22 protein-coding genes and 1 tRNA gene are annotated in these 24469 nt (G+C 61.4%); 12 read left to right on the top strand and 11 right to left on the bottom strand.

The window, feature by feature from the left end; all coding sequences use genetic code 11:
• Positions 1–4: 4 nt before the first annotated feature.
• From J9789_RS04000 to rpoD, 5 genes are all read left to right on the top strand, one after another.
• Positions 5–1081: a glycosyltransferase gene (locus tag J9789_RS04000; RefSeq protein ID WP_245185059.1), complete on the top strand. Its 1077-nt coding sequence runs from the start codon at positions 5–7 to the stop codon at positions 1079–1081.
• A 65-nt stretch (positions 1082–1146) separates the two neighbouring features.
• Positions 1147–1809 (top strand): HAD-IA family hydrolase, encoded by a 663-nt coding sequence (locus J9789_RS03995; RefSeq protein WP_209342627.1) that lies wholly within the window; start codon positions 1147–1149, stop codon positions 1807–1809.
• A 130-nt stretch (positions 1810–1939) separates the two neighbouring features.
• Positions 1940–2944, top strand: a complete 1005-nt coding sequence (locus J9789_RS03990; RefSeq protein ID WP_209342625.1) for a deoxyguanosinetriphosphate triphosphohydrolase — start codon at positions 1940–1942, stop codon at positions 2942–2944.
• Between the two features lie 157 nt (positions 2945–3101).
• Positions 3102–4892, top strand: coding sequence for a DNA primase (gene dnaG / locus J9789_RS03985; protein ID WP_209342623.1), 1791 nt, complete (start codon positions 3102–3104; stop codon positions 4890–4892).
• Positions 4885–6231 (top strand): RNA polymerase sigma factor RpoD, encoded by a 1347-nt coding sequence (gene rpoD, locus J9789_RS03980; RefSeq protein ID WP_245185058.1) that lies wholly within the window; start codon positions 4885–4887, stop codon positions 6229–6231. The genes dnaG and rpoD overlap by 8 nt, the downstream gene beginning before the upstream one ends.
• A gap of 47 nt (positions 6232–6278) precedes the next feature.
• Here the strand turns inward: rpoD and J9789_RS03975 are convergent, their stop codons facing one another.
• Positions 6279–6992, bottom strand: a complete 714-nt coding sequence (locus J9789_RS03975) for a Crp/Fnr family transcriptional regulator (protein WP_245185057.1) — start codon at positions 6990–6992, stop codon at positions 6279–6281.
• Positions 6993–7100: 108 nt separating this feature from the next.
• Between J9789_RS03975 and J9789_RS03970 the strand changes: the two genes are divergently transcribed.
• The 6 genes from J9789_RS03970 (at position 7101) to ptsP (ending at position 13182) form a co-directional block, all read left to right on the top strand.
• Positions 7101–7283, top strand: a complete 183-nt coding sequence (locus J9789_RS03970; protein WP_209342619.1) for a hypothetical protein — start codon at positions 7101–7103, stop codon at positions 7281–7283.
• Between the two features lie 253 nt (positions 7284–7536).
• Positions 7537–8280 carry a DeoR/GlpR family DNA-binding transcription regulator gene (locus J9789_RS03965; protein ID WP_209342613.1) on the top strand — a complete coding sequence of 248 codons (744 nt, stop codon included), beginning with the start codon at positions 7537–7539 and terminating at the stop codon, positions 8278–8280.
• 3 nt (positions 8281–8283) lie between these two features.
• The gene (gene pfkB / locus J9789_RS03960) at positions 8284–9186 is read left to right on the top strand and encodes a 1-phosphofructokinase (RefSeq protein WP_209342611.1); all 903 of its coding nucleotides are present in this window, start codon (positions 8284–8286) and stop codon (positions 9184–9186) included.
• 42 nt (positions 9187–9228) lie between these two features.
• A complete protein-coding gene (locus tag J9789_RS03955) occupies positions 9229–11130 on the top strand; it encodes a fructose-specific PTS transporter subunit EIIC (RefSeq protein ID WP_209342608.1) in 1902 nt (633 codons plus the stop codon).
• Between the two features lie 42 nt (positions 11131–11172).
• Entirely contained in the window at positions 11173–11436 is a 264-nt protein-coding gene (locus tag J9789_RS03950; RefSeq protein WP_209342606.1) for an HPr family phosphocarrier protein, read from the top strand.
• A gap of 33 nt (positions 11437–11469) precedes the next feature.
• Positions 11470–13182, top strand: a complete 1713-nt coding sequence (gene ptsP / locus J9789_RS03945; RefSeq protein WP_209342604.1) for a phosphoenolpyruvate--protein phosphotransferase — start codon at positions 11470–11472, stop codon at positions 13180–13182.
• A gap of 105 nt (positions 13183–13287) precedes the next feature.
• Here ptsP and deoC read toward each other — a convergent pair whose 3' ends face one another.
• A complete protein-coding gene (deoC, locus tag J9789_RS03940; protein ID WP_209342603.1) occupies positions 13288–13953 on the bottom strand; it encodes a deoxyribose-phosphate aldolase in 666 nt (221 codons plus the stop codon).
• Between the two features lie 24 nt (positions 13954–13977).
• Positions 13978–15105 (bottom strand): DUF362 domain-containing protein, encoded by a 1128-nt coding sequence (locus J9789_RS03935; protein ID WP_209342595.1) that lies wholly within the window; start codon positions 15103–15105, stop codon positions 13978–13980.
• Between the two features lie 630 nt (positions 15106–15735).
• On the opposite strand from J9789_RS03935, the gene J9789_RS03930 reads away from it, so the two are divergent.
• Positions 15736–15810, top strand: a tRNA-Thr gene (locus J9789_RS03930).
• A gap of 54 nt (positions 15811–15864) precedes the next feature.
• Here J9789_RS03930 and J9789_RS16950 read toward each other — a convergent pair.
• From J9789_RS16950 to J9789_RS03890, 8 genes are all read right to left on the bottom strand, one after another.
• The gene (locus tag J9789_RS16950) at positions 15865–16260 is read right to left on the bottom strand and encodes a hypothetical protein (RefSeq protein ID WP_245185056.1); all 396 of its coding nucleotides are present in this window, start codon (positions 16258–16260) and stop codon (positions 15865–15867) included.
• 698 nt (positions 16261–16958) lie between these two features.
• Positions 16959–18080 (bottom strand): sn-glycerol-3-phosphate ABC transporter ATP-binding protein UgpC, encoded by a 1122-nt coding sequence (ugpC, locus tag J9789_RS03920; RefSeq protein ID WP_209342591.1) that lies wholly within the window; start codon positions 18078–18080, stop codon positions 16959–16961.
• Between the two features lie 192 nt (positions 18081–18272).
• On the bottom strand, positions 18273–19394 hold the full coding sequence (gene nagA, locus J9789_RS03915; protein ID WP_209342589.1) for an N-acetylglucosamine-6-phosphate deacetylase: 1122 nt from the start codon (positions 19392–19394) through the stop codon (positions 18273–18275).
• Positions 19385–20137 carry a glucosamine-6-phosphate deaminase gene (gene nagB, locus J9789_RS03910; protein ID WP_209342583.1) on the bottom strand — a complete coding sequence of 251 codons (753 nt, stop codon included), beginning with the start codon at positions 20135–20137 and terminating at the stop codon, positions 19385–19387. The genes nagA and nagB overlap by 10 nt, the downstream gene beginning before the upstream one ends.
• 72 nt (positions 20138–20209) lie before the next feature.
• Positions 20210–21115, bottom strand: a complete 906-nt coding sequence (locus tag J9789_RS03905; protein WP_209342581.1) for a dihydrodipicolinate synthase family protein — start codon at positions 21113–21115, stop codon at positions 20210–20212.
• 63 nt (positions 21116–21178) lie between these two features.
• Positions 21179–22060: a carbohydrate ABC transporter permease gene (locus tag J9789_RS03900; protein WP_209342579.1), complete on the bottom strand. Its 882-nt coding sequence runs from the start codon at positions 22058–22060 to the stop codon at positions 21179–21181.
• A 13-nt stretch (positions 22061–22073) separates the two neighbouring features.
• Positions 22074–22988 (bottom strand): sugar ABC transporter permease, encoded by a 915-nt coding sequence (locus tag J9789_RS03895; RefSeq protein WP_209342576.1) that lies wholly within the window; start codon positions 22986–22988, stop codon positions 22074–22076.
• 86 nt (positions 22989–23074) lie between these two features.
• Positions 23075–24379, bottom strand: a complete 1305-nt coding sequence (locus tag J9789_RS03890) for an ABC transporter substrate-binding protein (RefSeq protein WP_209342574.1) — start codon at positions 24377–24379, stop codon at positions 23075–23077.
• Between the last annotated feature and the right edge of the window lie 90 nt (positions 24380–24469).

Here is a 24469-nt window from a genome sequence, read left to right as displayed (position 1 = left end):
CCCATTGAAACAGATCCTATGTCTCTCCTCCCAGCCCTGGAGCACCATTCCCACCCGCACCCAGCAGCTGATGACCCGGCTGAAGGACGCCAAGATTTTGTTCGTGGAGCCCCCCTCCCGGGACTACCGCAAGCCGGGCCGCAAGGTCCGGCCCGGCCTGACGGTCCACGCCCTGCCTCCCGTTCCGGAAGCGGCAGAGGACCAGCGGCTGCTCCGTCTGATCCGCGATCGGCGGCAGGCCCGCCACATTCTCAAGCTGATGGACATCTATCGCTTCCGGGAACCACTGCTGTGGTGCACTTCGCCGGAGCAAGTCCATCTGCTGGACGCCATTCCCCACCAGGGCCTCGTATATGACTGCAGTCAGGACTGGATGGACACGCCCCCCGAGTGGGAGAGCGATCTGGCCCTGGCCGCCGACGTGGTATTTGCCGCCTCGGAAGGGCTGGCGGATCACCTCTCCCCCTGCAGCGACAACATCGCCCTTCTCCCCAACGGCGTCAGCTATCCCATGTTCTCCCGCACCAGCACCGAGTGTCCTCCCCCTCTGGCCGACCTGACCGGCCCGGTGCTGGGCTATGTGGGCACCATCTGGGAGGATACAGACCTGGCCCCCGTCATCCAGGCCGCCCGTGCCCTGCCCCGGTGTACCTTCGTCTTTGTGGGGCGGCGGGACCGGTACAATCCGCAGCTGCGTACCCTGGAGGCCCTGCCCAACGTGCGCCTGCTGAGCCGCCAGCTGCCGGTGGACATTCCCGACTATCTGGCCCGGTTTGACGTGTGTCTCCACCTGCTGCGCCGCTCCGACTACGGCGCCGATGTGGTGCCCTGCCGGATCTATGAGTATCTCGCCTCCGGCAAACCCATTGTGGCCATGTTCTTCCCCGACCACGTGGAGCACTTCCCCGACGTGATCTACGCCGCCCACAGCCCCGGCGAATTTGTGCGGCTGTGTATCCGTGCCCTGGAGGAGCCGGCAGGCCGGCCTGCCGCCCGCCGTCGGGAGCACGGAGCGGCCGCCGCCTGGTCCAACCGAGCCAAGCAGGTGGTCCAGATCCTCTCTGCCAACGGACTTTACTGACCCACAATGCGGGCGGTCCCACAGACCGCCCGCATTTCCTGCCATTGCTGATAAGGAGGCTTATTATGTTCCCCTATTCCACCGTGATTTTTGACCTGGACGGTACCCTGCTGGACACCCTTCAGGATCTCTGCGACAGTGCCAATTACGCCCTGTCCCTCCATCAGATGCCTACCCGCTCCCTGGATGAGATCCGCCGCTTCGTGGGCAACGGCGTGGGGCTGCTCATCCACCGGGCGGTGCCCGCCGGCACCCCCGAGGAGGTGGAGGCCCAGTGCCTGGCCGATTTCCGGGCCCACTACCTGCTGAACATGGAGAACCGCACCGCCCCCTACGCCGGGGTGCTGGAGCTGCTGGACGGCCTGAATCAGGCGGGCATCCGGCTGGCAGTGGTATCCAACAAGTTTGACGGCGCGGTGAAGGGTCTGTGCCAGGACTACTTCGGCGACCGGGTAAAGGTGGCCATCGGTGAGTCCCAGGGTGTAGCCCGCAAGCCCGCCCCCGACACCGTGTTCCGGGCCCTGAAGGAGCTGGGGGCCGACGCCCAGGGGGCGGTCTATGTGGGCGATTCCGAGGTGGACATCGAGACCGCTCGCAATGCCGGCCTGCCCTGCCTGTCAGTGAGCTGGGGCTTCCGGGACGCCGATTTTCTTCTCCAGCGGGGCGCCCAGCGCATCGTCCCCTCTCCCGCCGACCTGCTGGCCCTCCTGACCGGTGCAGCAAACTGACGAATCCAGCCGCCCTTCTCAGGGGCATTTGTGAGCACAATAGAAAATTTGCAAAAAAAGAAGGGTTTTTCCCATCCGGCGGCGTATATAGGGTAAAGGCTGAAATTTGCTGAGAGGCTGGTGAGCGCCCATGGTACTGCGTGAACAGACCGAGGCCGCTGAGGCGGCTCTGCTCTCCCCCTATGCCTGCCTGTCCGCCCACTCCCGGGGCCGTCAGGTTCCCCTGGAGCCCTGCCCCACCCGGACCTGCTTTCAGCGGGACATCGACCGGATCGTCCACTCCAAGGCCTTCCGGCGGCTCAAGCACAAGACCCAGGTCTTTCTGGAGCCGGAGGGGGACCACTACCGCACCCGGATGACCCACACCATTGAGGTCAGCCGCATCGCCCGCACCATTGCCCGTGGCCTGCGCCTCAATGAGGATCTTGCCGAGGCGGCCGCCTATGGCCACGACCTGGGCCACACCCCCTTCGGCCACGCCGGAGAGCGGGTGCTCAACGAGATCATGCCCGGCGGCTTTGCCCATAACGAGCAGTCCCTGCGGGTGGTGGACCGACTGGAGCGGGACGGCGAGGGCCTCAACCTGACCTATGAGGTCCGCCGGGGTATTCTCTGCCACACCGGCCCCGATCAGGCCGAAACTTTGGAGGGACGCCTGCTGCGGCTGGCCGACAAGATCGCCTACATCAACCACGACATTGACGACGCCATGCGGGGCAAGATCATCTACCCCATGGACCTGCCCCTCTCGGTCTCCCAAGTGCTGGGCTTCACCCACTCGGAGCGGATCAACACCCTGACGGTGGACATCATCACCCAGTCCGCCGGGAAGAATGACATCGTCCAGTCCCCCGCCTGCCGGGACGCCATGCACGAACTGCGGGAGTTCATGTTCGAGTACGTCTACCGCAGCCCGGTGGCCAAGAGCGAGGAGGGCAAGGCCCAGGACATGATCCGCCGCCTGTTTGAGTTCTATGTGAAGGACCCGGACAAGCTGCCCCCCGAGTACCAGGATATCCGGGTGGAGGAGGGCGTGGAGCGCGCCGTCTGCGACTACATCTCCGGCATGACCGACAAATATGCCGTGGATCAGTTCAGCGACGCTTTCATCCCCAAGTCCTGGAGCGTAAAGTAAACCCACTTTATTCACCTTGAAATACAAGGATTTTAAGCAAGGTCCCGTTTTCGTTTCCCTCATACCGAGAAGCAAATTCGTAAGGCAGTATAGCTTTACAGTTATCCTTGTATGAAAATGGCATTGATTGGAAAACATAGTCGGAAGGAGGACCTCAGTGGCTATACCAGAACAATTCATCGACGATCTGGTGTCCCGCAGCGACATTGCCGACGTGGTCTCCTCCTATGTCTCCCTCAATAAAAAGGGAAACAATCTGTGGGGGCTGTGCCCCTTCCACAACGAAAAGACCCCCTCCTTCTCCGTCTCCCCCGACAAGCAGATCTACCACTGCTTCGGCTGCGGCAAGGGGGGCGGCGTGATCTCCTTTATTATGGAGATCGAGAACCTGCCCTTTGTGGACGCGGTGAAGCTGCTGGCCAAGCGGGCAGGTCTGGAGGTACCAGAGAGCGGCGAGAACGAGGCCTACCGCAAAAAGCGGACCCGGCTGCTGGAGCTGTCCAGGGACGCCGCCCGGTTTTACCACGACTACCTCACCAGTCCAGGCGGCCAGCGGGTGCGGGACTACATCGCTCAGCGGCAGATCTCTCCCCGTACCGCCACCCGGTTCGGCCTGGGGGCCGCTCCCGACCAGTGGGACGCCCTCACCAAGGCTATGACCGCCAAGGGTTACACCAAGATGGACCTGATCGACGCCGGTCTGGCGGTGGCGGGCAAAAACGGAGGCATCTACGACAAGTTCCGCTCCCGGCTGATGCTCCCTGTCATTGACGTGCGGGGCGAGGTGGTGGGCTTCACCAGCCGTCTACTGCCCGGTGAGGAGGGCGCCAAGTACCTGAACACTCCGGAGACGGTGCTGTTCAAGAAGGGGCGGCTGATCTACGCCCTGAACTTTGCCAAGAACACCAAGCGGCCCAATCTGGTGCTGGTAGAGGGCAACATCGACGTGATCACCCTGCACCAGGCGGGCTTTGACAATGTGGTGGCCACCATGGGCACCGCCCTCACTGAGGAACACGCCCGTATTCTGGCCCGGTACACCAAGGAGCTGGTGCTGTGCTACGATAATGACGCCGCCGGCAAGCAGTCCACCGACCGGGTGCTCAACATCCTGAAAAACGCCAATCTCACCGTCCGGGTGCTCCAGCTGCCCAACGCATTCGATGCCGAGGGCAAGCCCATCAAGCAGGACCCGGATGATTTCGTCAAACGGTTCGGCCCCGCCGCCTTTGAGAAGTGCCTCAACGGCAGCGCCGGTCAGAACGACTACCGGCTGGACAGCCTGCAATCCAAGCACGACCTGTCCACCGAGGAGGGGCGGCTGGCCTATCTGAAGGACGCGGTGGCCACGGTGGCCGCCCTGCAAAGTCCCATTGAGCGGGAGATTTATGGCAACAAGGCCGCCGCCGCCGGGGGCATCTCCGCCGCCGCCATGGCGCAGGAGGTGGCCCGCTACCGGAAGGACAAGGCCTGGCGGGCCAAGAAGCTCCAGGCCAAGAAGGACCTGACCCCCGCCGCCCAGCTCCAGCCCAAGGCCAGGGAGCTGCGCTACGAAAACATCCGCTCCGCCCGGGCGGAGGAGGGCGTCATCCGGCTGCTGCTGCTGGACCCCGATCTATTGGATCAGACCGCGTCCCTGGGGCCCGACCAGTTCTCCTCTCCCCTGCTGGCCAAGCTCTACGTGCTGCTCAAGCAGCGGCACAGCCAGGGGCTGAGTTTACAGCTGGGCGCGCTGTCCGGCGTACTGACGCCGGAGGAGATGAGCCACATCTCCGGCATTCTGGAGCAGCCGGAATCCCGTTCCAACAGCAGCCAGGCGCTGCGTGACTACATAGAGATCATCGAGACAGAAGCCGCCAAGCGCGGTGGTTCCGATCTGGACCCGCTGCTGGCGGCCCGAGACAAATTCAGAGAGAAAAAATCATATGGAGGACAACCGCATGAGTGAAAAGAAGACCACCGGTAAAAAGGAACTCACCCTGACCCTGGAGGATCAGGCCAAGCTGGCCCGCGACAACGCCAAGAAGATGGAGCAGGGCAAGATCGAGGTCATGAAGGTGGTAGAGGGCGTCCAGGGCGCCGAGAAGCTGGCCGAGCTCATTGAGCGCGGCAAGAAGAACGGCAAGCTCTCCTCCAGCGAGCTGATGGACGTGCTGGAGAACATGGATCTGGAAAGCGAGCAGATGGACAAGATCTACGATACCCTGGAGAACCTGGGTATCGACACTGTAGGCGACGACTATCTGCCTGAACTGGCCGACGATATCATGCCTCCCCTGGAGGAGCTCAACGAGATTGAGGATCTGCCCGAAGAGGAGATCGTGGACCCCAACACCCTGGTGGATTCCTTCGGCATCGACGACCCCGTGCGGATGTACCTGAAGGAGATCGGCAAGGTCAACCTGCTCACCCCCGACGAGGAGGTGCAGCTGGCCCAGGACATGGGCGCCGGTGATGCCGCCAAGGAGCAGCTGGATGAGATGGAGCGGGCCAAGGAGGCCGGCGAAGAGGTCATGCTGTCCGAGGATGACATCAAGGAGCTGCGCCGCCTGGTGAAGCGGGGCGAGGCCGCCAAGCAGCGTCTGGCCGAGGCCAACCTCCGTCTGGTGGTGTCCATCGCCAAGCGCTATGTGGGCCGCGGCATGCTGTTCCTGGACCTGATTCAGGAGGGCAACCTGGGCCTCATCAAGGCCGTGGAGAAGTTCGACTACACCAAGGGCTACAAGTTCTCCACCTACGCCACCTGGTGGATCCGGCAGGCCATCACCCGCGCCATCGCCGACCAGGCCCGTACCATCCGTATCCCCGTCCATATGGTGGAGACTATCAACAAGGTCATCCGCGTCTCCCGTCAGCTGCTCCAGGAGCTGGGCCACGATCCCACCCCCGAGGAGATCTCTGAGGAGATGAATATGCCGGTGGATAAGGTCCGCGAAATCCTGAAGATCGCCCAGGAGCCCGTCAGCCTGGAGACCCCCATCGGTGAGGAGGAGGACTCCCACCTGGGCGACTTTATCCCCGACGAGGACGCCTCCGAGCCCTCTGAGGCCGCTTCCTTTACCCTTCTGAAGGAGCAGCTGGTGTCCGTGCTGGGCACCCTCACCGAGCGTGAGGAGAAGGTGCTCAAGCTGCGCTTCGGCATCGAGGACGGCCGCACCCGCACCCTGGAAGAGGTGGGCAAGGAGTTCAAGGTCACCCGCGAGCGTATCCGCCAGATCGAGGCCAAGGCTCTGCGCAAACTGCGTCATCCTTCTCGCTCCAAGAAGCTGAAGGACTTCCTCAACTAAATAGTAAAACCGGGCGTACCGCAATGACTGCGATACGCCCGGTCTTTTTAATTCATGGACTCCGGCAGCACCTTCAGGTGGAACCGCCGACGGTCGGCTTCCAGGACTCCCTCCCGCTGCAGCTGTCCGATGGTACGGGACAGGGCGCTGCGGTCCACACACAGATAGTCCGCCAGCGCCTGCCGGTCGAAGGGAATCACCACTGTGGCCCGCCCGGCCCGGGCGGTCTCCTCCTCCAGATAGGACAGCAGCCGCTCCCGGATGGTCCGGCCGGACAAATGGTTCAGCTTTCGATTTAAAAAGAGATTCTTTTCCGCCAGCACCGACATCAAGTTCTGAATCAGCTTGCCGTGGGCGGGACAGGCGGCGGCACAGGGCAGGGACAAACGCCGGCAGTCCAGCAGCAAAACCACCGTATCCGCCGAGGCAGTCACCGTCACCGGCAGGCTCTCCGCCCCGGCGCAGGCATAGGACTCGGCAAAGAGCCGTCCCGGCCCCATCTCGCCCATGACGATCCGCTGTCCGTCCGGTCGGATGCGGCTCACCTGCACCTTCCCTGCCAGCACCACCCCCAGATGGGTTGCCGGGTCTCCCGCGCGCAGCACCGCAGTACCCTTGGGATAGCGGCGCACCGCGCCTCCCATACAGTCCAGCAGCCTCAGCAGCTCTTCATCCTCCATACCGCGAAAGAGCGCCGCCCGCCGCAGCGCCCCCAGATAGTCCCGCATACGCACCTCCGGCCTGTCATTTTTCCGAATCATCCTTGCCGCTATCCTATCAGATATTCTTCGGAAAGACAAGCGCCTCTTGCAATACCTGGCCGAAACTGGTAAGATGAAAGCACCTTATAAGAAATGGTGGGTAACGTCATGACTGCTTACTTTTCACTGGGCATCCTCTTTCTGATCCTGGGCCTGGTCTTTCTGCTGGTCCCCTTCGAGAAGCTGAAGACCGTCTTCCGGCGTATGCGTTCCAGCATCACCACCAAGGTGGGCGGAGCCATCTTCCTGGCCGCAGGGATCGTGTCCATCCTTCTGGGCCTGGGCCAGTGAACCACCCGGCCGGCAGCATCTGCTGCCGGCCGTTTTTTTGATTGGTTTTGCTTGTTTTGAATTTTAGAATTTCCTATTTGACCTGTTTTATCCAGATTACTCCTGTTGATATTAGGCAGACTGTCCAAAAAGCAGCCCACTTTTTTTGTGCGATAACTTGATTGTTTTTGATTGACTGTGATTTTATTTGGTGCTATATTAGTGTCACAATAAAGATCAGTCAATTTCAATCAAAACTGAAAGGAGGGATCCCATGCTGGCAGAACAGCGATTTGAAGCCATCCTCCAGGAATTGGCCGACAATCGGGCGGCCAGCGTGACCCGGCTGTGTGAGCTCACCGGCGCATCCGAGGCCACTATTCGCCGGGATCTGACCATTCTGTCCCGTCAGGGACGGCTGAATAAGGTCCACGGAGGAGCGGTATTGGCCAGCGGCACCTTCCAGGGTGAGGAGCCCGACGTGAGCACCAAGACCCTGCTCCACCGGGACGAGAAGGACCGTATCGCCCACTATGCCGCCGGGCTCATCAGCGACGACGACGTGGTTTACCTGGACGCCGGCACCACCACCATACGGATGATAGAGTATTTAAAGGGTTCCGGCGCCACCTTCGTCACCAACGGCATCGGCTGCGCCCAGCGGCTCATGGAGCTGGGCCTGCGGAGTTATGTGCTGGGCGGTCTTCTCAAGCCCGGTACCTGGGCGGTGGTCGGCACCGGCGCCCTGAAGGAGCTGAGCCGCTACAACTTTACCAAGGCTTTTCTGGGCATCAACGGCATCTCCATCCGACAGGGGTTCACCACCCCCGACCCGGAGGAGGCCGCCATCAAGACCAAAGCCTCCGAGCAGTCCTATCTCACCTTTGTACTGGCGGACAGCAGCAAGTTTGAGCTGGTCTCTGCCGTGACCGTGCTCCCGCTGGAGAAGGCCACCATCATCACCGAGCACCTGCCCGACCCCAGCTACCTGGAACACACGGTCATTAAGGAGGTATAAGCCATGATCTACACAGTAACCTTTAATCCCGCCCTGGACTACGTGGTGTGGATCGACGCCTTGCGTCCCGGCGAGATCAACCGCACCCAGAGCGAGGCCATCCAGTACGGCGGCAAGGGCATCAACGTCTCCACCGTACTTTCCGCCCTTGGGGTGGAAAATGTGGCTCTGGGCTTCCTGGCCGGCTTCACCGGCCGGGCTCTGGAGGAGGGCCTGCACAATCTGGGCATCCGCACCGACTTCATCTGGCTGCCCGAGGGCCTCACCCGCATCAATGTAAAGGTCAAAGGAGGCGCTGAGACCGAAATCAACGGCCAGGGCCCCACGGTGGGCCCCACCGCCCTGCGGACCCTCCAGGACAAGCTGGACCGGCTGGAGCCGGGCGACATTCTGGTGATCTCCGGCTCCGTGCCCGCTGCCCTGTCCCACGACGTCTACGAGCAGATCCTGGCCCGTCTGGAAGATCGGGGCATCCAGTTCGTGGTGGACACCACCCGGAACCTGCTGTGCAGCGCCCTGCCCTACCATCCCTTCCTCATCAAGCCCAACAACCTAGAGCTGGGTGAGATCTTTGGAAAGGCCCCCGTTACCGACACCGAGATCCGCCACTGCGCCGCCCAGCTGCAGGAAAAGGGTGCCCGCAACGTGCTGGTATCCATGGCGGGAGACGGCTCCCTTCTGGTGGACGAGCGGGGCGGCTGCCACCGTCTGGGCGTGCCCAAGGGCAAGGTCCGCAACTCGGTGGGCGCCGGCGACTCCATGGTGGCCGGCTTCCTGGCCGGCTGGCTGGAGACTGGCGACTATTCCTACGCCCATCGCCTGGGCACCGCCGCCGGGTCCGCCACCGCCTTTTCCGACGGCCTGGCTGACCGGGAGAAGATCATGGCCCTGCTGAAAACCCTCTGATTCATACGCTACCCTACTCTGATCTGAAAGGAGCCCGTTGTTATGCGTATCGTCGATCTGCTGAGCACAGACAAAATCGCACTGGGCGCTTCCGCTGCCGACAAGGACGGGGCCATCGACCTGCTGGTGGACCTGCAGGACAAGAGCGGATGCCTCACCGACCGCAAGACCTACAAGGAGGCCATTCTGGCCCGTGAGGCCCAGACCAGTACCGCCATTGAAATGGGCATTGCCGTTCCCCACGCCAAGAGCGGCTGCGTCACCTCCCCCAGCCTGGCCGCCTGCATCCTGAAAGAGGGTGTGGACTACGGCGCCATGGATGGCCAGCCCTCCGACCTCTTCTTCATGATCGCCGCTCCTCTGGACGGTGACCTGCACCTGGAGATCCTGTCCCACCTGATGGTCCTGCTGATGGACTTCAACTTCGTCAGCGAGCTGCGGGCCGCCCCTGACGCCAAGACCTTCATGGAGGTCATTGATAAGTACGAGGCCGCCAAGTTCCCCGAGGAGGTTCCCGCGGAAGCACCCGCTTCCACCGGCCCCCGCATCCTGGCAATCACTGCCTGCCCCACCGGCATCGCCCACACCTACATGGCCGCCGAGGCCCTGGAGAAGATGGGCAAGGAGATCGGCATTCCGGTTAAGGTGGAGACCCAGGGCTCCGGCGGCGCCAAGAACATCCTGACCCAGGCTGAGATCGACGCCTGCGACGGCATCATCATTGCCGCCGACAAGGAGGTAGACCTGGCCCGGTTTGACGGCAAGCACGTGCTGCGGGTGCCGGTATCCGACGGCATTCACAAGCCGGAGGAGCTGATCCGCCAGGCCCCCAACGCCCCCATCTACCACCACACCGGCGAGGTGGCCCATGAGGTCACCAATGAGAGCATCGGCCGCAAGCTGTACAAGCAGCTGATGAACGGCGTCAGCCACATGCTCCCCTTCGTCATCGGCGGCGGCATTCTCATCGCTCTGGCCTTCCTGCTGGACGACGCCTCCATCGACTACGCCAACTTCGGCACCAACACCCCCATCGCCGCCTGGTTCAAGAACATCGGCGGCGTGGCCTTCAACTTCATGCTGCCCATCCTGGCCGGCTATATCGCCATGTCCATTGCCGACCGGCCCGGCCTGATGGTGGGCTTTGTAGGCGGCGCGCTGGCCGTGTCCGGCGCCACCTTCGCCTCCCCCTCCGGCACCTCCGTCTCCGCCGGCTTCCTGGGCGCCCTCATCGCCGGTTTTGCCGCCGGCTACCTGATGCTGGGCATGCGCAAGCTCTGCGACAAGCTGCCCCGGGCTCTGGAAGGCCTCAAGCCCATCCTGATCTACCCGGTGGTGGGTCTGCTCATCATCGGCCTGTTCATGTGCCTCATCAACCCCATTGTGGGTGCCATCAACACCGCCCTGTACTCCGGCTTGGAGGCCATGGGCGAGGGCAGCAAGATCGTACTGGGCATCGTGCTGGCCGGTATGATGGCTGTGGATATGGGCGGTCCCTTCAATAAGGCTGCCTACGTGTTCGGCACCTCCACCCTGGCCACTATGGCTGCCGGGCAGGGCTCCGACATCATGGCCGCCGTCATGATCGGCGGCATGGTCCCCCCCATCGCCATCGCTCTGGCCACCACCTTCTTTAAGAACCGCTTTACCGAGGACGAGCGCAAGTCCGGCGTGGTCAACTACATCATGGGCCTGTGCTTCATCACCGAGGGCGCCATTCCCTTCGCCGCCAGCGACCCTCTCCACGTCCTCCCCTCCTGCATTGTGGGCTCCGCCGTGGCCGGCGCCCTGTCCATGGCCTTTGGCTGCGCCCTCCCCGCGCCCCACGGCGGCATCTTTGTCTTCCCCGTTATGACCAACGTGCTGGGCTATGTCATCGCCCTGGCTGTGGGCTCTCTGGTGGGCATGGTCCTGCTGGGTGTGCTGAAGAAGAAAAAAGTATAAGATAGATTGAGTAACAGTTCGATTCAGAAAGGAAGTATCATTATGGTCACCGCTACCACGAAAATCGTCAATCCTCAGGGCATGCACATGCGTCCCGCTCAGCTCTTCGTCAACACCATGGCCAAGTATAAGAGCGATGTCACCATCGTTTTCAACGGCAAGAACATCAACGCCAAGAGCATCATGCATCTGATGGCCGCCTGCATCAAGCAGGGCAGCGAGATCGAGATCCAGTGCTGCGGCGAGCAGGAAGCCGAGGCCCTCAAGGCCGCGGTGGAGCTGGTGGAATCCGGCCTGGGCGAGTAATCGTCCAAGCCGTCCAAAACAGGAGGAACCGCTATGATCTTACGTGGCATCGCCGCTTCCGACGGCATCGGCATCGGCAAGGCCGTCTGTGTCCGGGAACAGAGCCTGGACTACTCCGCCGTGAAATACAGTGGCAAAGAGGTGGAAAAGGACCGCCTGCAGAGTGCCATCACCCAGTTCAATGAGAAGACCACCGCCATGGCCGAGCGCATCCGCGCCCAGGTGGGCGAAAAGGAGTCGGAGATCCTCACCGGCCAGATCATGATGCTCAGCGATCCCTTCATGCAGAGCCAGATGGGCGAGGTCATCGACGCCGGTCAGTGCGCCGAGGCGGCGGTGGATCAGGTCTGTACCATGTACGCCGAGATGTTCGCCGGGGTGGACGATGAGCTGATGCGTCAGCGTGCCACCGACGTGCGGGATATCCGCAGCCGGATGCTGGCCATCCTGCTGGGCGTCACCGGCGTGGACGTCAGTTCCCTGCCCGCCGGCAGCGTGCTGGTGGCCCACGATCTGACTCCCTCCATGACGGTGGGCCTGGACAAGGAGCACGTGGCCGCCATCCTCACCGAGGTGGGCGGACGCACCAGCCATTCCGCCATTCTGGCCCGGGCCCTGGAGCTGCCCGCGGTGCTCAGCGTGCCCCGGGCCATGGAGCAGCTGAAGGACGGCGACAGCGTCATTGTGGACGGCGGCGACGGCGTAGCCCTGGTCAATCCCGACCAGCGGACCCTGGCCGAGTACCTGACCAAGCAGGAGGCCTTCCGCAAGCAGAAGGCTCTGCTGGCGGTCTACCGGGACAAAGCCACCGTGGACGCCGAGGGCAACCGCTACGCCCTGTACGCCAACATCGGCTCCCCCGCCGAGGCGGAGGCCGCCGCGGCCTCCGGTGCCGAGGGTATCGGCCTGTTCCGCACCGAGTTCCTGTTTATGGATCGGGCCAATGTCCCCTCCGAGACCGAGCAGTACGAGGCCTATCTGGCCGTCTCCCGCACCATGGCGGGCAAAGAGGTCATCATCCGCACCCTGGATGTGGGCGGTGACAAGGCGGTGGACTACCTGGGCATGGCCCACGAGGAAAACCCCTTCCTGGGCCACCGGGCCATCCGCTACTGCCTGGACAATCCGGACCTGTACAAGGTTCAGCTTCGGGCCCTGCTGCGGGCAGGCGCCGAGGAGAAAAACATCAAGATCATGCTGCCGCTGGTCACCTCCCTGGAGGAGATCCGGGGGGCCCGCGCCCTGCTGGAGACCTGCAAGGCGGAGCTGGAAGCCGAGGGTCTTCCCTACCACAAGGACATCCCTCTGGGCATTATGGTGGAGACCCCTGCCGCCGCCCTCATTGCCGACCTGCTGGCCCGGGAATGTGACTTCTTCTCCATCGGCACCAACGATCTGACGCAATATACCATGGCGGTGGACCGGGGCAACGCTCAGGTGGAAAACCTGTATACCACCTTCCACCCCGCTGTGCTCCGTTCCATCCGCAATGTGATCACCGCCGCCAAGGAGGCGGGCATTCAGGTCGGTATGTGCGGCGAGGCCGCCGCCGATCCCCGGCTCATCCCCCTGCTTATGACCTGGGGCCTGGACGAGTTCTCGGTCAGTGCCTCCGCTGTGCTGGCCACCCGGGCCCAGATCCATCACTGGCACGCCGCTCAGGCTGCCCAGGTGACCCTGGAGGCCATGGGCCTCTCTACTGCCGCCGGCGTGGAGGGTTACCTCCAGTCCGCGGTGAATGACTAAGCTTACTCCCTTTTTCCTTTTTCCTTATTAGACTGAGAGGCCCCCGGCGTAAGCCGGAGGCCTCTCAGTCATTTATGCTGTTTTTCTAAACCGGCTTGGAGCGGCTCAATAGCCCTGAGGCTCCTGGCCCTTCACCAGCTTGACGATGGCGGAGGTCCCCAGTCGGTCAGCGCCCAGGTTGATGAAGTCCTCGGCATCCTGCAGGGTACGGATGCCGCCGGCGGCCTTGATGCGCACCTCGGGGCCTACGTTGGCCTTAAAGAGGGCCACGTCCTCCCGGGTGGCGCCCCCGGTGGAGAAGCCTGTGGAGGTCTTGATATAGTCCGCACCGGACTCGGTGACGATCTGACACATCTTGACCTTCTCCTCCTGGGTCAGCAGGCAGGCCTCTACGATGACCTTCAGGATCCGGCCCTGGCAGGAGCGCTTGATGGCGCGGATCTCCTCCAGCAGGTCGTCCCACCGCTGGTCCTTGACCCAGCCGATGTTGATGACCATATCGATCTCGTCCGCACCGTTGCGGATAGCGTCCTCCGTCTCAAAGACCTTGACGGCGGTGGTGGAGTAGCCATTGGGGAAGCCGATAACGGTGCAGATCTTCAGATCGTTGCCCACATAATCGGCGGCCTGCTTCACAAAAGAGGCAGGGATGCAGACGGAGGCACAGTTATACTTGATACCATCGTCACAAACGGCCTTGATCTGGCCCCAGGTGGACTCCTGCTTCAGCAGGGTGTGGTCGCAGCGGCTCAGGATCTCCTTTACATCCATGTCGAATCTTCCTTTCTGAAGGGATTATTTTACCTCGATCAGCTCATAGGAGCGGGTGCCCACGCCGATCTTCTCACAGTGGGCCAGGCACACCTTCCAGTCGGTGTTGGGCATACTGTTGATAAAGTGGTCGTGATGGTCGCAGAAACCCTCAGCGTGCATCTGCTCGTCCAGAGAGGACCCGGGAATGGGCGGCTGGCGCAGGCAGGCGTCAGCACAGGCCTGGTCCAGGGCCACCGGATCGAAGGAGGCAAACATGCCCACGTCGGGCACGATGGGCAGGTCGTTCTCCCCGTGGCAGTCGCAGTAGGGAGAGACGTCGATGACCAGGCTGATGTGGAACTGGGGACGGCCGTCCACCACCGCCTTGGTGTACTCCGCCATACGGCAGCTCAGCTCCTCCATAGCGGCATCATAGCCGGCATGAATGGCATCCGCGTTGCACACGGCAATGCAGCGGCCGCAGCCCACGCACTTGTCCTGGTCAATGGAGGCCTTCCGGTCGTCGCCGTAGGAGATGGCACCGTGGGCGCACTGGGTATCGCACTTGCGGCAGCCCACGCACCGGTCCTGCTCCACCACCGGCTTGCCCTGTGCGTGCTGCTCCATCTTGCCCCGGCGGGAACCGCAGCCCATGCCCAGGTTCTTGATGGCGCCGCCAAAGCCGGTCTGCTCATGGCCCTTGAAGTGGGACAGGGAGATGATCACATCGGCCTCCATGATGGCCTTGCCGATCTTGGCAGTGGTGATGTGCTCGGCGCCGGCCACCGGCACCTCCACATCGTCGTTGCCCCGAAGTCCGTCGCCGATGATGATCTGGCAGCCGGTGGACAGGGGGGAAAAGCCGTTTTCATAGGCGGCGTCCAGGTGCTCCAGGGCGTTCTTCCGCCGTCCGGGATAGAGGGTATTGCAGTCGGTGAGGAAGGGCACGCCGCCCAGGCTCTTCACCACGTCTGCCACCGTCTTGGCATAGTTGGGCCGCAGGAAGGCCAGGTTGCCGGGCTCGCCAAAGTGCATCTTGATGGCGACCAGCTTATGGTCAAAGTCGATCTCTCCGATCCCCGCCTTACGAATCAGCTTCTCCAGCTTGTTCAGCAGGTTCTTACCGGGACGGCAGCGCAGGTCGGAATAATATACCTTTGCCTGTTCCATGGGTTCAACATTCCTCCTAGTGTAACACTGTAATGTTTAAGCATCCTTATTTTATACCGGTTCCTTCCTGTCTGCAAGTGCTTTTCCCGGGAAAGGATGTTCTTCCTGCATACCCTTTGACGGAATCCCCCTCTTCTGCTGCATACCCCCAGCAATTCCGCGTTATGTTACCGAAAACTATCTAGTTTTGTCTCAATTTGTCCCATTGGAGCGTGTGGAAATCTTTGTGCAAAAGTGGAGAAATCGCCGCTATCATCCGCAATTAAACGGTGGACAAACCTGTGGACAATGTGAATAACAGCGGGTAGAACCTCTTTTTCTTTATTTTTATGTAAACTATTTTCTCATTTTCATCAATCTGAATCAATACCCTTTTCCCTGATATACAGCGTAAATTTCCTCACTTTTTCTTCCCATCTCTTTTCCGGATTATACTGCAAAAATTTCTTTCGGTAAATTCACCGGTAAAACGATCCTTTCTTTTGCATTTTCTCCTTCATGTAAGACCTGCTCTATACGTTTTGTATTCCTTCTGTGCAGAAAAGATATGGTTGACTACGATGCGAAAATGTGGTATCATTACAAACTGCAAATGTACTATTTTCCCCATTTGCAGCAGTCATCTGCTTCGCTAGTGTGGCTCAGAGGTAGAGCAGCTCACTCGTAATGAGCAGGCCGTGGGTTCGATTCCCACCACTAGCTCCAAAAAGAAAGACATCTGCTAAAAGCAGATGTCTTTCTTTTTCTTTTCCCATCCTATCACAGTGCGCGGCGCAGCTTCACAATGGTCACATTGATCTCTCCGTCATTGGCGTTGGCGGAACCGCTGTAGGTCAGGCTGAAGGTGGTGGCGGAAGGTGCACGCAGGATCAGGAAGGAGGAGCCACAGGCGCTGGAGCCGTCGGTACTGGTGGCGAAATAGACGCCATACTCCAGATGGGCCGTTCCGTTATAGCTAGGGGTCACCTGCAAGTAGTTGGCCCGCTGGAAGATGGCCGATACCTTATAGGAGATCAGATAGTAACCCGGCTCCAAGGCGATCTGTGTCAGAGAGGATTGGGTGATGGCTCCGGTAGGGTCGGTCACATCAGGAAGCAGCGCCAGCTGACTGCCCCGTACCAGCGGGTACTGGAAGTTAAAGAAGGACGCAAACACATCGTCCGGTACCGGTCCCTCCGCACCGGTGGGCCCGGTGGGGCCCTCTCCCCCGCTTGGTCCGGTTGGTCCTATGGGGCCGGTTGCGCCTGTGGGCCCCGTCGCTCCGGCTGCTCCTGCAGGACCCGTGGGGCCAGCTGCTCCAGCAGGCCCTGTGGCGCCTGTCGGGCCGACTGGCCCGGTCACTCCAGCGGCTCCCGCCTCTCCCGCAGGTCCGGTTGGCCCGATGGCGCCTGTGGGACCGGTAGGTCCGGTAGGCCCGGTGGTGCTGCCTCCACCTGCTGGGCCGGTGGGACCTGTTGCCCCTGTGGGGCCGGTAGGACCGGCCACACCGTTGGCTCCGGCAGGGCCTACCGCACCGGTGGGTCCTGTAGGGCCGGTCATGCCCGGGGCTCCCGCTGCTCCAGTCGGACCGGCCATGCCCGTGGGACCGGTAGGACCGGTCGGGCCTGTTGGCCCCGTAGGACCAGTAGAACCCGGGCAGATGCAGACCGGCCTGCACACCCTGCCCATCGGGTCGCTGTTATAGTACCTGTATGACTCGTGATCATTCCGCGACATTGACTGCTTCACGCCCTTCCTTCCGGTGCTCCGCCGCTCCCCTACAGTCTATGCCTCCCTCCCCTGTCCGGACCCTGCAGACGTAAAAAAGGCCCCTGCCGCTGATGCGGCAGGGGCCTTTTGGACTGCTGGAACAATCAATACAGCAGGTTCTTCTCGGTCTGGGGATCAAACAGGTGAATGAGCTCGGGACGGAAGGTGAAGTTGATCTCGGTGCCGTAAGGAATACCGGCGCGATGCTCCTCAGGCAGCTCGGTGGTGGGGATGCGCAGCACCACGTCCTTGCCGGCGGCGGTCACATGCAGGTAGACCTCGCTGCCCATCATCTCGGACACGTCCACCTTGCTGGCCACGGTGTGAGGACCAGCCACAGAGGCGAAGGAGATGTGCTCGGGACGGATGCCCACGACCACGTCCATATCGCCGGTGCCCTTCTCATTCAGGATCTTCTGAGCCTTGTCGGCCAGCTCCACCACGGCGTCAGCCACAGCGATCTGATACTTGCCGTCCTTCTTCATCAGCTTGCCGTCGAAGAAGTTCATCTGGGGAGAGCCGATGAAGCCAGCCACGAACAGGTTGGCGGGACGGTCGAACACCTCCTGAGGAGTGCCGATCTGCTGAATGAAGCCGTCCTTCATGATGACGATACGATCGCCCAGGGTCATAGCCTCGGTCTGGTCGTGGGTCACGTAGATGAAGGTGGTGTTGATGCGCTGACGCAGCTTGATGATCTCGGCGCGCATCTGGTTACGCAGCTTGGCGTCCAGGTTGGACAGAGGCTCATCCATCAGGAACACCTGAGGATCACGGACGATGGCGCGGCCGATGGCCACACGCTGCCGCTGGCCGCCGGACAGAGCCTTGGGCTTACGATCCAGGTACTGGGTGATGTCCAGGATGGCGGCAGCCTCCCGCACCTTCTTGTCGATCTCCTCCTTGGGCACCTTGCGCAGCTTCAGAGCAAAGGCCATGTTCTCATAGACCGTCATGTGGGGATAGAGCGCGTAGCTCTGGAACACCATGGCGATATCACGATCCTTGGGCTCCACGTCGTTCATCCGCTTGCCGCCGATGAGCAGATCGCCCTCGGAGATGTCCTCCAGGCCGGCCACCATCCGCAGGGTGGTGGACTTACCGCAGCCGGAAGGACCGACCAGAACGATAAACTCCTTGTCCGCGATCTCCAGGTTGAAGTCGTGAACAGCGGTCACCTTGTTGTCATAGATCTTCTTGATGCCTTTCAGAACCACAGTTGCCATATGCATGGACCGTAAGGGCAATGCCTCCGCAAATACCCTCTTGCTCCGGGAGAGCGAAACTCCCGGAACGTTACGACAGGTCTCCACACTGCCGCACCGCCGGTCCGGCGGATTTTCCTCCTTTTTTTCGACTCTTCCGGCCTATGAGAATGGAGTAGGACCGGAAGGCCTGTATTTGGGGGTGCGCTCTATTCAGCCGCGGACCTGTTCGCCGCGGAAGAATACATCTTTGAGTTCCAGGTTCTCGTCCAGGATCACTACGTTGGCCCGCTTGCCGGGTTCCAGGCTGCCCACCCGGCTGAAGATACCGATGGCCTTGGCCGGATTGACGGCGGCGGCGCGGACGGCGTCTGCCAGCGGGATACCGAAGGACACGGCAGTCTTCATGCAGCTCATCAGGTCGGTGACAGAGCCGGCCAGAGTGCCGTCCTCCAGGGTGGCGTACTTGCCCTTTACCTTGACGGCCTGGCCGCCCAGGGTGTAGTCGCCGTCGGGCATACCGGCGGCACGCATGGTGTCGGAGATCAGGATGACCCGCTTAGCGCCGAACATCTTGAAGACCGCCCGCACCACAGCGGGGTGGATATGGACGCCGTCGCAGATAAGCTCCACGTTGCACAGCGGAGTATCCAGAGCCGCGCCCACCACACCGGGAGCCCGGTGGGTAAAGGCAGGCATGGCGTTGAACAGGTGGGTCACCTGACGGGCGCCCAGCCGGAAGGCCTCCATAGCGGTGTCATAGTCGGCGGTGGTATGAGCCAGGGAGATGGTGACCTCGCTCTCCATCTCCTCAATGAACTTCATAGCGCCGGGCTCCTCGGGAGCCAGGGACACCAGCTTCACCAGGCCGTGAGAAGCGGCGATGAGGCGGCGGAGCATATCCACGTCAGGGGCGTGGAGCCAGTCGCCGTTCTGGGCGCCCTTCTTGGCCATGGAGAGGAAGGGGCCTTCCAGGTTGATGCCGCACAGGGCGGCGCCGGGTTTGTCGGCCTCCTTGTGGGCGGCGGCCACCTGGCACACCTTGGTGAGCTGCTCCTCCAGCAGGGTCATGCCGGCGGGGCAGATCTGAGTCACGCCCCGGGACAGCTCATACTGAGCCATGATCTCCAGGCCCTCGGGATCGGCGTCGGAAAAGTCGTGGCCCTTGCAGCCGTGGAAGTGGACGTCAGTCAGGCCGGGAATCACATAGCAGCCGCTGGCGTCATAGGTCTTGCCGTCGGCGCTGGAGTTGGACAGCAGGCGGCCATCAAAGCACACGTCGCGCTGGACAAAGCCCTCCTGCAGATCAAATACCTGTCCGCCGGTTATCCGCATACGGGAACACCTGCTTCCACCAGCTTATGGAGGGCAGCCTTATCGCCCACCAGGGTCACGTCGGGATGGAGCTGCAGCACAGAGGCGGGCACTTCCTTGGTGACGGGGCCGCTGAAGGCCTCCTTCACGATGTCGGCCTTCTCCTCGCCGCTGACAATGATGAGGATGCGGCGGGCATTCATGATGTTCTTGATGCCCATGCTCAGAGCGTGACGGGGCACCTCGTCGCGGCTCTCAAAGAAGCGCTTGTTGGCCTCGATGGTGCTCTCGGTCAGATCCACCAGGTGGGTCTCCAGGCCGAAGTCGTCACCGGGCTCGTTGAAGGCGATGTGGCCGTTGTGGCCCATGCCCAGCAGCTGCAGATCAATGCCGCCCAGATCCTGGATCAGCTTGTTGTAGGCAGCGCACTCGGCCTCGGGATTCTTGGCCAGACCGTTGAGCACGTGGGTGTTCTCGGGCTTGATGTCGATGTGGTTGAACAGATTGTCCTGCATGAAGTAGCGGTAGCTCTGCTCATGATGGGGAGACAGGCCCAGATACTCGTCCAGGTTGACGGAACGGACCTCGGCGAAGGACAGATCGCCCTTCTTGTACCACTCCACCAGCTGCTTGTAAGTACCCACGGGGGTGCCGCCGGTGGCGAGACCCAGCACGCAGTCGGGCTTGTAGATGACCTGGGCGGAGATGATGTTGGCCGCCCGGCGGCTCATGGCCTGGTAGTCTTCAGACTGATAAATACGCATAATGACCTTTCTCCTAGCCTTTCATTTCAAGGATGGGGCGGGCGGATGCCCGCCCCGAATATTGAGATGGAATCAGCAGTACTTGGCGATGGCGTCGGTGATCATGGCATAGGCCTCGTCCACCACGGCGGCGTCGCTGTCGATCAGGCCGGGCATGGGCTTACGGACGGAACCGCAGTTCACACCGTTCTTGGCCAGGATGGCCTTCATCACGGCGTACAGGTTGCCGTGAGCGGAGCACATCTTATAGATGATGCGGCAGATGTCGTTCTGGATCTGACGGGCGGGCTCCATCTCACCCTTCTGGAAGTGCTCATACACCTTCAGGAAGAGTTCGGGCATGACGGCATAGGTGCCGCCGATGCCGGCGCAGGCGCCCATGGCCAGACCGGACACATACTGCTCGTCGGGACCGTTGAACACGATGACACCGGCGTCCTTCCACATCTGGATGTCCTGAACAGGCATGGAGGAGTTCTTCACACCGATAACCTTGGGGTTCTTCTGCATCTCCGCCAGCAGAGAGGGGGTCAGGGCCACGCCGGCCAGCTGGGGGATGTTGTAGATGATGAAGTCGGTGTTGGGCGCGGCGGAGGAGATGTCGTTCCAGTAGCCGGCGATGCCGTACTCAGGCAGGTGGAAGTAGATGGGGGGGATGGCGGCGATGGCGTCCACGCCCAGGCTCTCGGCGTGGGCGGCCAGCTCCATGCTGTCGGCGGTGTTGTTGCAGGCCACGTGGGCGATGACGACCACCTTGCCCTTGGCCTCAGTCATCACGTTCTCCAGCACCACCTTGCGCTCGGCCACGCTCTGGTAGATGCACTCGCCGGAGGAGCCGCCCACATACAGGCCGTTGACGCCCTTGCCGATGAGGTAGCGGGTCAGCGCCCGCACGCCCTCGGGGGAGATCTCCCCCTTCTCGTCATAGCAGGCGTAGAATGCAGGGATCACGCCCTGGTACTTTTTCAAATCGCTCATGTTTATATTCCTTCTCTCAATTCACGAAAATTGACGATTCACAAATACAGCTGAGGGGACAGATCAGCCCTTGACCGCGCCCATGGTGATGCCCTGGGTGAAGTACTTCTGGAAGCAGAGGAACACGATGATGATGGGGACGGCGGCCAGCGCGGCGCCGGCCATGATGAGGCCGAAGTCGTTGGACATCTCCGACTGCAGGCCGGCGATACCCAGGGCGATGGTCTTGGCCTCGCTGCTGGTCAGCATGACCAGCTGGAGAGGGTACTCGTTCCAGGAGTTGACGAAGGTGAAGATGGCCAGCGCGCCGAAGCCGGGCTTGATCAGCGGGAACGCCACGTTAAAGAAGGTGCGCAGCTCACCGGCGCCGTCGATGCGGGCCGCCTCCAGGATCTCGTTGGGGATGCTCTCGGAGAACTGCTTCATCATGAACACGCCGAAGGGCCAGCCCACGATGGGGAAAATGACCGCAAACAGGGAGCCCCAGGTGGTCTGGGTCATGCCGAGGACGTTCATCTCGGAGAGCAGGGGCACCAGGATGACCTGCTTGGGCAGGGCCATGGCGCACACAAACAGGGAGAAAATGAAGTTCCGGCCCCAGAAGCGCTTTTTGGCCAGGGCATAGCCCGCCAGCGAAGCGGTGATACAAGTCAGCAGCATGGAGATCACGGAAATGAACACGCTGTTGAACAGCCAGCGGATGGCCAGCGGCATTTTGACGATGAAGTCTGTCTGCGTCTTGAACAGACGGGCAAAGTTATCCCAGGAGATGGTGGTGGGGAACCACTTAATGGCCTCCCCGGCCTTGATGATGATGTCGCTCTTCTCCTTCACAGATCCGGTCACGATCCAGTACAGCGGGAAGATGAAGAAGATGGCGAGGGCGATCAGCAGCACGATGCATACCACCGCATAAGGGGTTACCCTTTTTTTCTTATCAGCCATTGTTTCCTCCCCCTTACTCTGTGGTGCCGCCGTTCATCACCTTGAACTGCAGCGCGCTGAACAAGGCGATAACGATGGCCAGGATAACACCCATGGCGTCGGCGTAACCGAATTCCTTGGTGGTGCGGAAGGCGATCTCATACAGATAGTACATGATCGTACTTGTACTGTAGTTTGGACCGCCGGAGGTGAGCAGCTGGATCAGGGCGAAGCACTGGAAGGAATTGATGGTGGTGATGACCGCCACGTACAGGGTGGTGGGCATGATCTGGGGCCACTTGATCTTCCAGAACACCTGGAGCTTGGTGGCGCCGTCCACCTGGGCCGCCTCCACCAGAGACTGGTCCACGTTGCCCAGCGCGGCCACATAGAGCACGATGGGCTGGCCGATGGAGGTGGTGAACAGGATCAGAATGATACACCACAGGGCCAGCTTCGCGTCGCCGGTCCAGGCCAGGCCCTTGCCGCCGAAGGCGTTGATGATGTAGTTGAACAGTCCGTCGTACTTGTCGAACATCCACTTCCACACCACCACCACGGCCACCGAGCCGGTGACCACAGGCAGGTAGAACACACAGCGGAAGAAGGATCTGGCGCCGGAGCGCATCTTATAGATGGCGGAGCCCACCCACAGGGAGAAGGCGGTGACCGTGGGGACCGCCACTACCACGATGACAACCGTATTCCAGGCGGACTTCCAGAACACGGGGTCCTTGAACAGCCGGGCATAGTTGCCCAGGCCGATAAAGGTCCCCTGGTTGCCGTTTGCCAGACTTGCGTCTGTAAAGCTCGTCAGGATGCCCATTACCATGGGCGTGATCACGAAGCCCACAAAGAAGAACAGCGCAGGCAGGAGAAACAGATAGGAGACCACCGTTTCCCTGCGCTGGAGGACAAGGCTTCGCTTTGAACCTTTTGTCTTTCCCATACAATCTTCTCTCCGTTCCATGGAAAATTCCTTGCAAGAAGACGCTCCCTCCCCCCGCTTAGGCAGAGGGAGGGAGCAAACTGTTTTTAGGCGTTGGCGTTGGTGTTGAAGATATCCACCTGAGCCTGAACATCACCCTCCTGGAACACGCGCTGCAGCATGTTCCACCACTCGGTACGCATGGTAGCGAAACCGGCGCGGGTGTTGTAGTAAGGACCGTAGTAGCCGATCCAGGAAGCCAGCAGGCTCATCTCCTTGTCACCCTCGTAGAGGTTGCCGAAAGAGGTGCGCACGGGGAAGGCGCCGCTCTGCTTCACGCTCTTGGGGCCCCACTCGGCGTCGTCGCAGATGAAGGCGACCAGGCGCTTGGCAGCGTCGATCTTGGCGTCGTCCTTGTTGTTGAACACGCAGAAGCCGTTGACCAGGTACTCCAGCTCGGGCTTGCCGTCGTCAGAGGGGAAGGGCACGGAGATCTGGGTGAAGTCCTCGCTGGCGTAGCTCTTGGCGTTGGAGGTGCCCCAGCAGAAGGTCATGGCGGCAGTCTCCTGCTGGAACTTCTGCAGCTCGTCGGCAGCGGCCATGTCGAAGCCGGCGTCCAGAGCGCCGGAGTCGTACATCGCCTTCAGCTGCTCCAGAGCCTTCACGCCGTTGGCGTCGATGTTCCACTTGCCGTCCTCGCCCACGATGGAGGAGCTGAACAGGTTGTTGACGAGAGCACGGGTGCCCTGGTCGCCGCCCTGGCCGCCGCAGTAGACGATGCCGGGCACGGTGGTGGCGCCGGCAGCAGACAGAGCCTCGCACATCTTCACGAAGTTCTCGGTGGTCCAGGCGCGGTCACCCTCCAGGTTGACATACTGCAGAGCGTCAGCCTTCTCCAGAGCCTCCTTGTTCAGGCCCATGTAGAAGGGGGAGGAGGAGATGGGATACATGTACGCGGTGCCGTCGGCGCCCACGCAGGTCTCCACCAGGTTCTCGTTGGCCAGGTCGCCCTTGAGGGCTTCCATCATGTCGTCCAGAGAGACCAGGTAGCCGGCGTTGCCGTACTCAATGATACGGCCGGGGGCGTCAAACAGAACGTCGGGAGCGGTACCGGCGCTGATCGCAGCGGTCAGCTTGTCGGGGCCGGCGGTGAAGTCGATGGTCTCGATGTTCACCTTCACGTCGGGGTTGGCCGCCATAAAGGCATTGGCAACTTCCTGCTCATAGCCGCTGTCCACGCCGAAGGTGGGGAACGCCCACCAGGTGATCTCGGTCTGAGCCGCGGTGGAACCACCGGGAGTCTCAGTGCCGCCGGCGGGGGTGTCGCTGGGCTTGTCGCCGCCGCCGCAGGCGGCCAGGCTCAGAGACATGGAGGCGGCCAGCAGGAGCGCAAGAATACGTTTCTTCTTCATCATTTGTCCTCCTCATTTTCGATAATTTTCGTGATTACACAGCGGTAACCCGTTGTATAGATTGTACAGTTCACCGTGTGATTTGTCAAT

Origin of the sequence: Flavonifractor sp. AGMB03687, from assembly GCF_017811815.1 — a bacterium.
In the GTDB taxonomy this organism is placed as follows: domain Bacteria; phylum Bacillota; class Clostridia; order Oscillospirales; family Oscillospiraceae; genus Flavonifractor.
The sequence above is the reverse complement of the archived record's forward strand: the minus strand, read 5'-3'. Positions and strand labels throughout refer to the sequence as shown.

Coding starts and splice junctions, on each gene's coding strand:
- J9789_RS03995 (WP_209342627.1), top strand. CDS start 1,147: ATGTTCCCCTATTCCACCGTGATTTTTGACCTGGACGGTACCCTGCTG.
- J9789_RS03990 (WP_209342625.1), top strand. CDS start 1,940: ATGGTACTGCGTGAACAGACCGAGGCCGCTGAGGCGGCTCTGCTCTCC.
- rpoD (WP_245185058.1), top strand. CDS start 4,885: ATGAGTGAAAAGAAGACCACCGGTAAAAAGGAACTCACCCTGACCCTG.
- J9789_RS03975 (WP_245185057.1), bottom strand. CDS start 6,992: ATGATTCGGAAAAATGACAGGCCGGAGGTGCGTATGCGGGACTATCTG.
- J9789_RS03970 (WP_209342619.1), top strand. CDS start 7,101: ATGACTGCTTACTTTTCACTGGGCATCCTCTTTCTGATCCTGGGCCTG.
- J9789_RS03965 (WP_209342613.1), top strand. CDS start 7,537: ATGCTGGCAGAACAGCGATTTGAAGCCATCCTCCAGGAATTGGCCGAC.
- pfkB (WP_209342611.1), top strand. CDS start 8,284: ATGATCTACACAGTAACCTTTAATCCCGCCCTGGACTACGTGGTGTGG.
- J9789_RS03955 (WP_209342608.1), top strand. CDS start 9,229: ATGCGTATCGTCGATCTGCTGAGCACAGACAAAATCGCACTGGGCGCT.
- J9789_RS03950 (WP_209342606.1), top strand. CDS start 11,173: ATGGTCACCGCTACCACGAAAATCGTCAATCCTCAGGGCATGCACATG.
- ptsP (WP_209342604.1), top strand. CDS start 11,470: ATGATCTTACGTGGCATCGCCGCTTCCGACGGCATCGGCATCGGCAAG.
- deoC (WP_209342603.1), bottom strand. CDS start 13,953: ATGGATGTAAAGGAGATCCTGAGCCGCTGCGACCACACCCTGCTGAAG.
- J9789_RS03935 (WP_209342595.1), bottom strand. CDS start 15,105: ATGGAACAGGCAAAGGTATATTATTCCGACCTGCGCTGCCGTCCCGGT.
- ugpC (WP_209342591.1), bottom strand. CDS start 18,080: ATGGCAACTGTGGTTCTGAAAGGCATCAAGAAGATCTATGACAACAAG.
- nagA (WP_209342589.1), bottom strand. CDS start 19,394: ATGCGGATAACCGGCGGACAGGTATTTGATCTGCAGGAGGGCTTTGTC.
- nagB (WP_209342583.1), bottom strand. CDS start 20,137: ATGCGTATTTATCAGTCTGAAGACTACCAGGCCATGAGCCGCCGGGCG.
- J9789_RS03905 (WP_209342581.1), bottom strand. CDS start 21,115: ATGAGCGATTTGAAAAAGTACCAGGGCGTGATCCCTGCATTCTACGCC.
- J9789_RS03900 (WP_209342579.1), bottom strand. CDS start 22,060: ATGGCTGATAAGAAAAAAAGGGTAACCCCTTATGCGGTGGTATGCATC.
- J9789_RS03895 (WP_209342576.1), bottom strand. CDS start 22,988: ATGGGAAAGACAAAAGGTTCAAAGCGAAGCCTTGTCCTCCAGCGCAGG.
- J9789_RS03890 (WP_209342574.1), bottom strand. CDS start 24,379: ATGAAGAAGAAACGTATTCTTGCGCTCCTGCTGGCCGCCTCCATGTCT.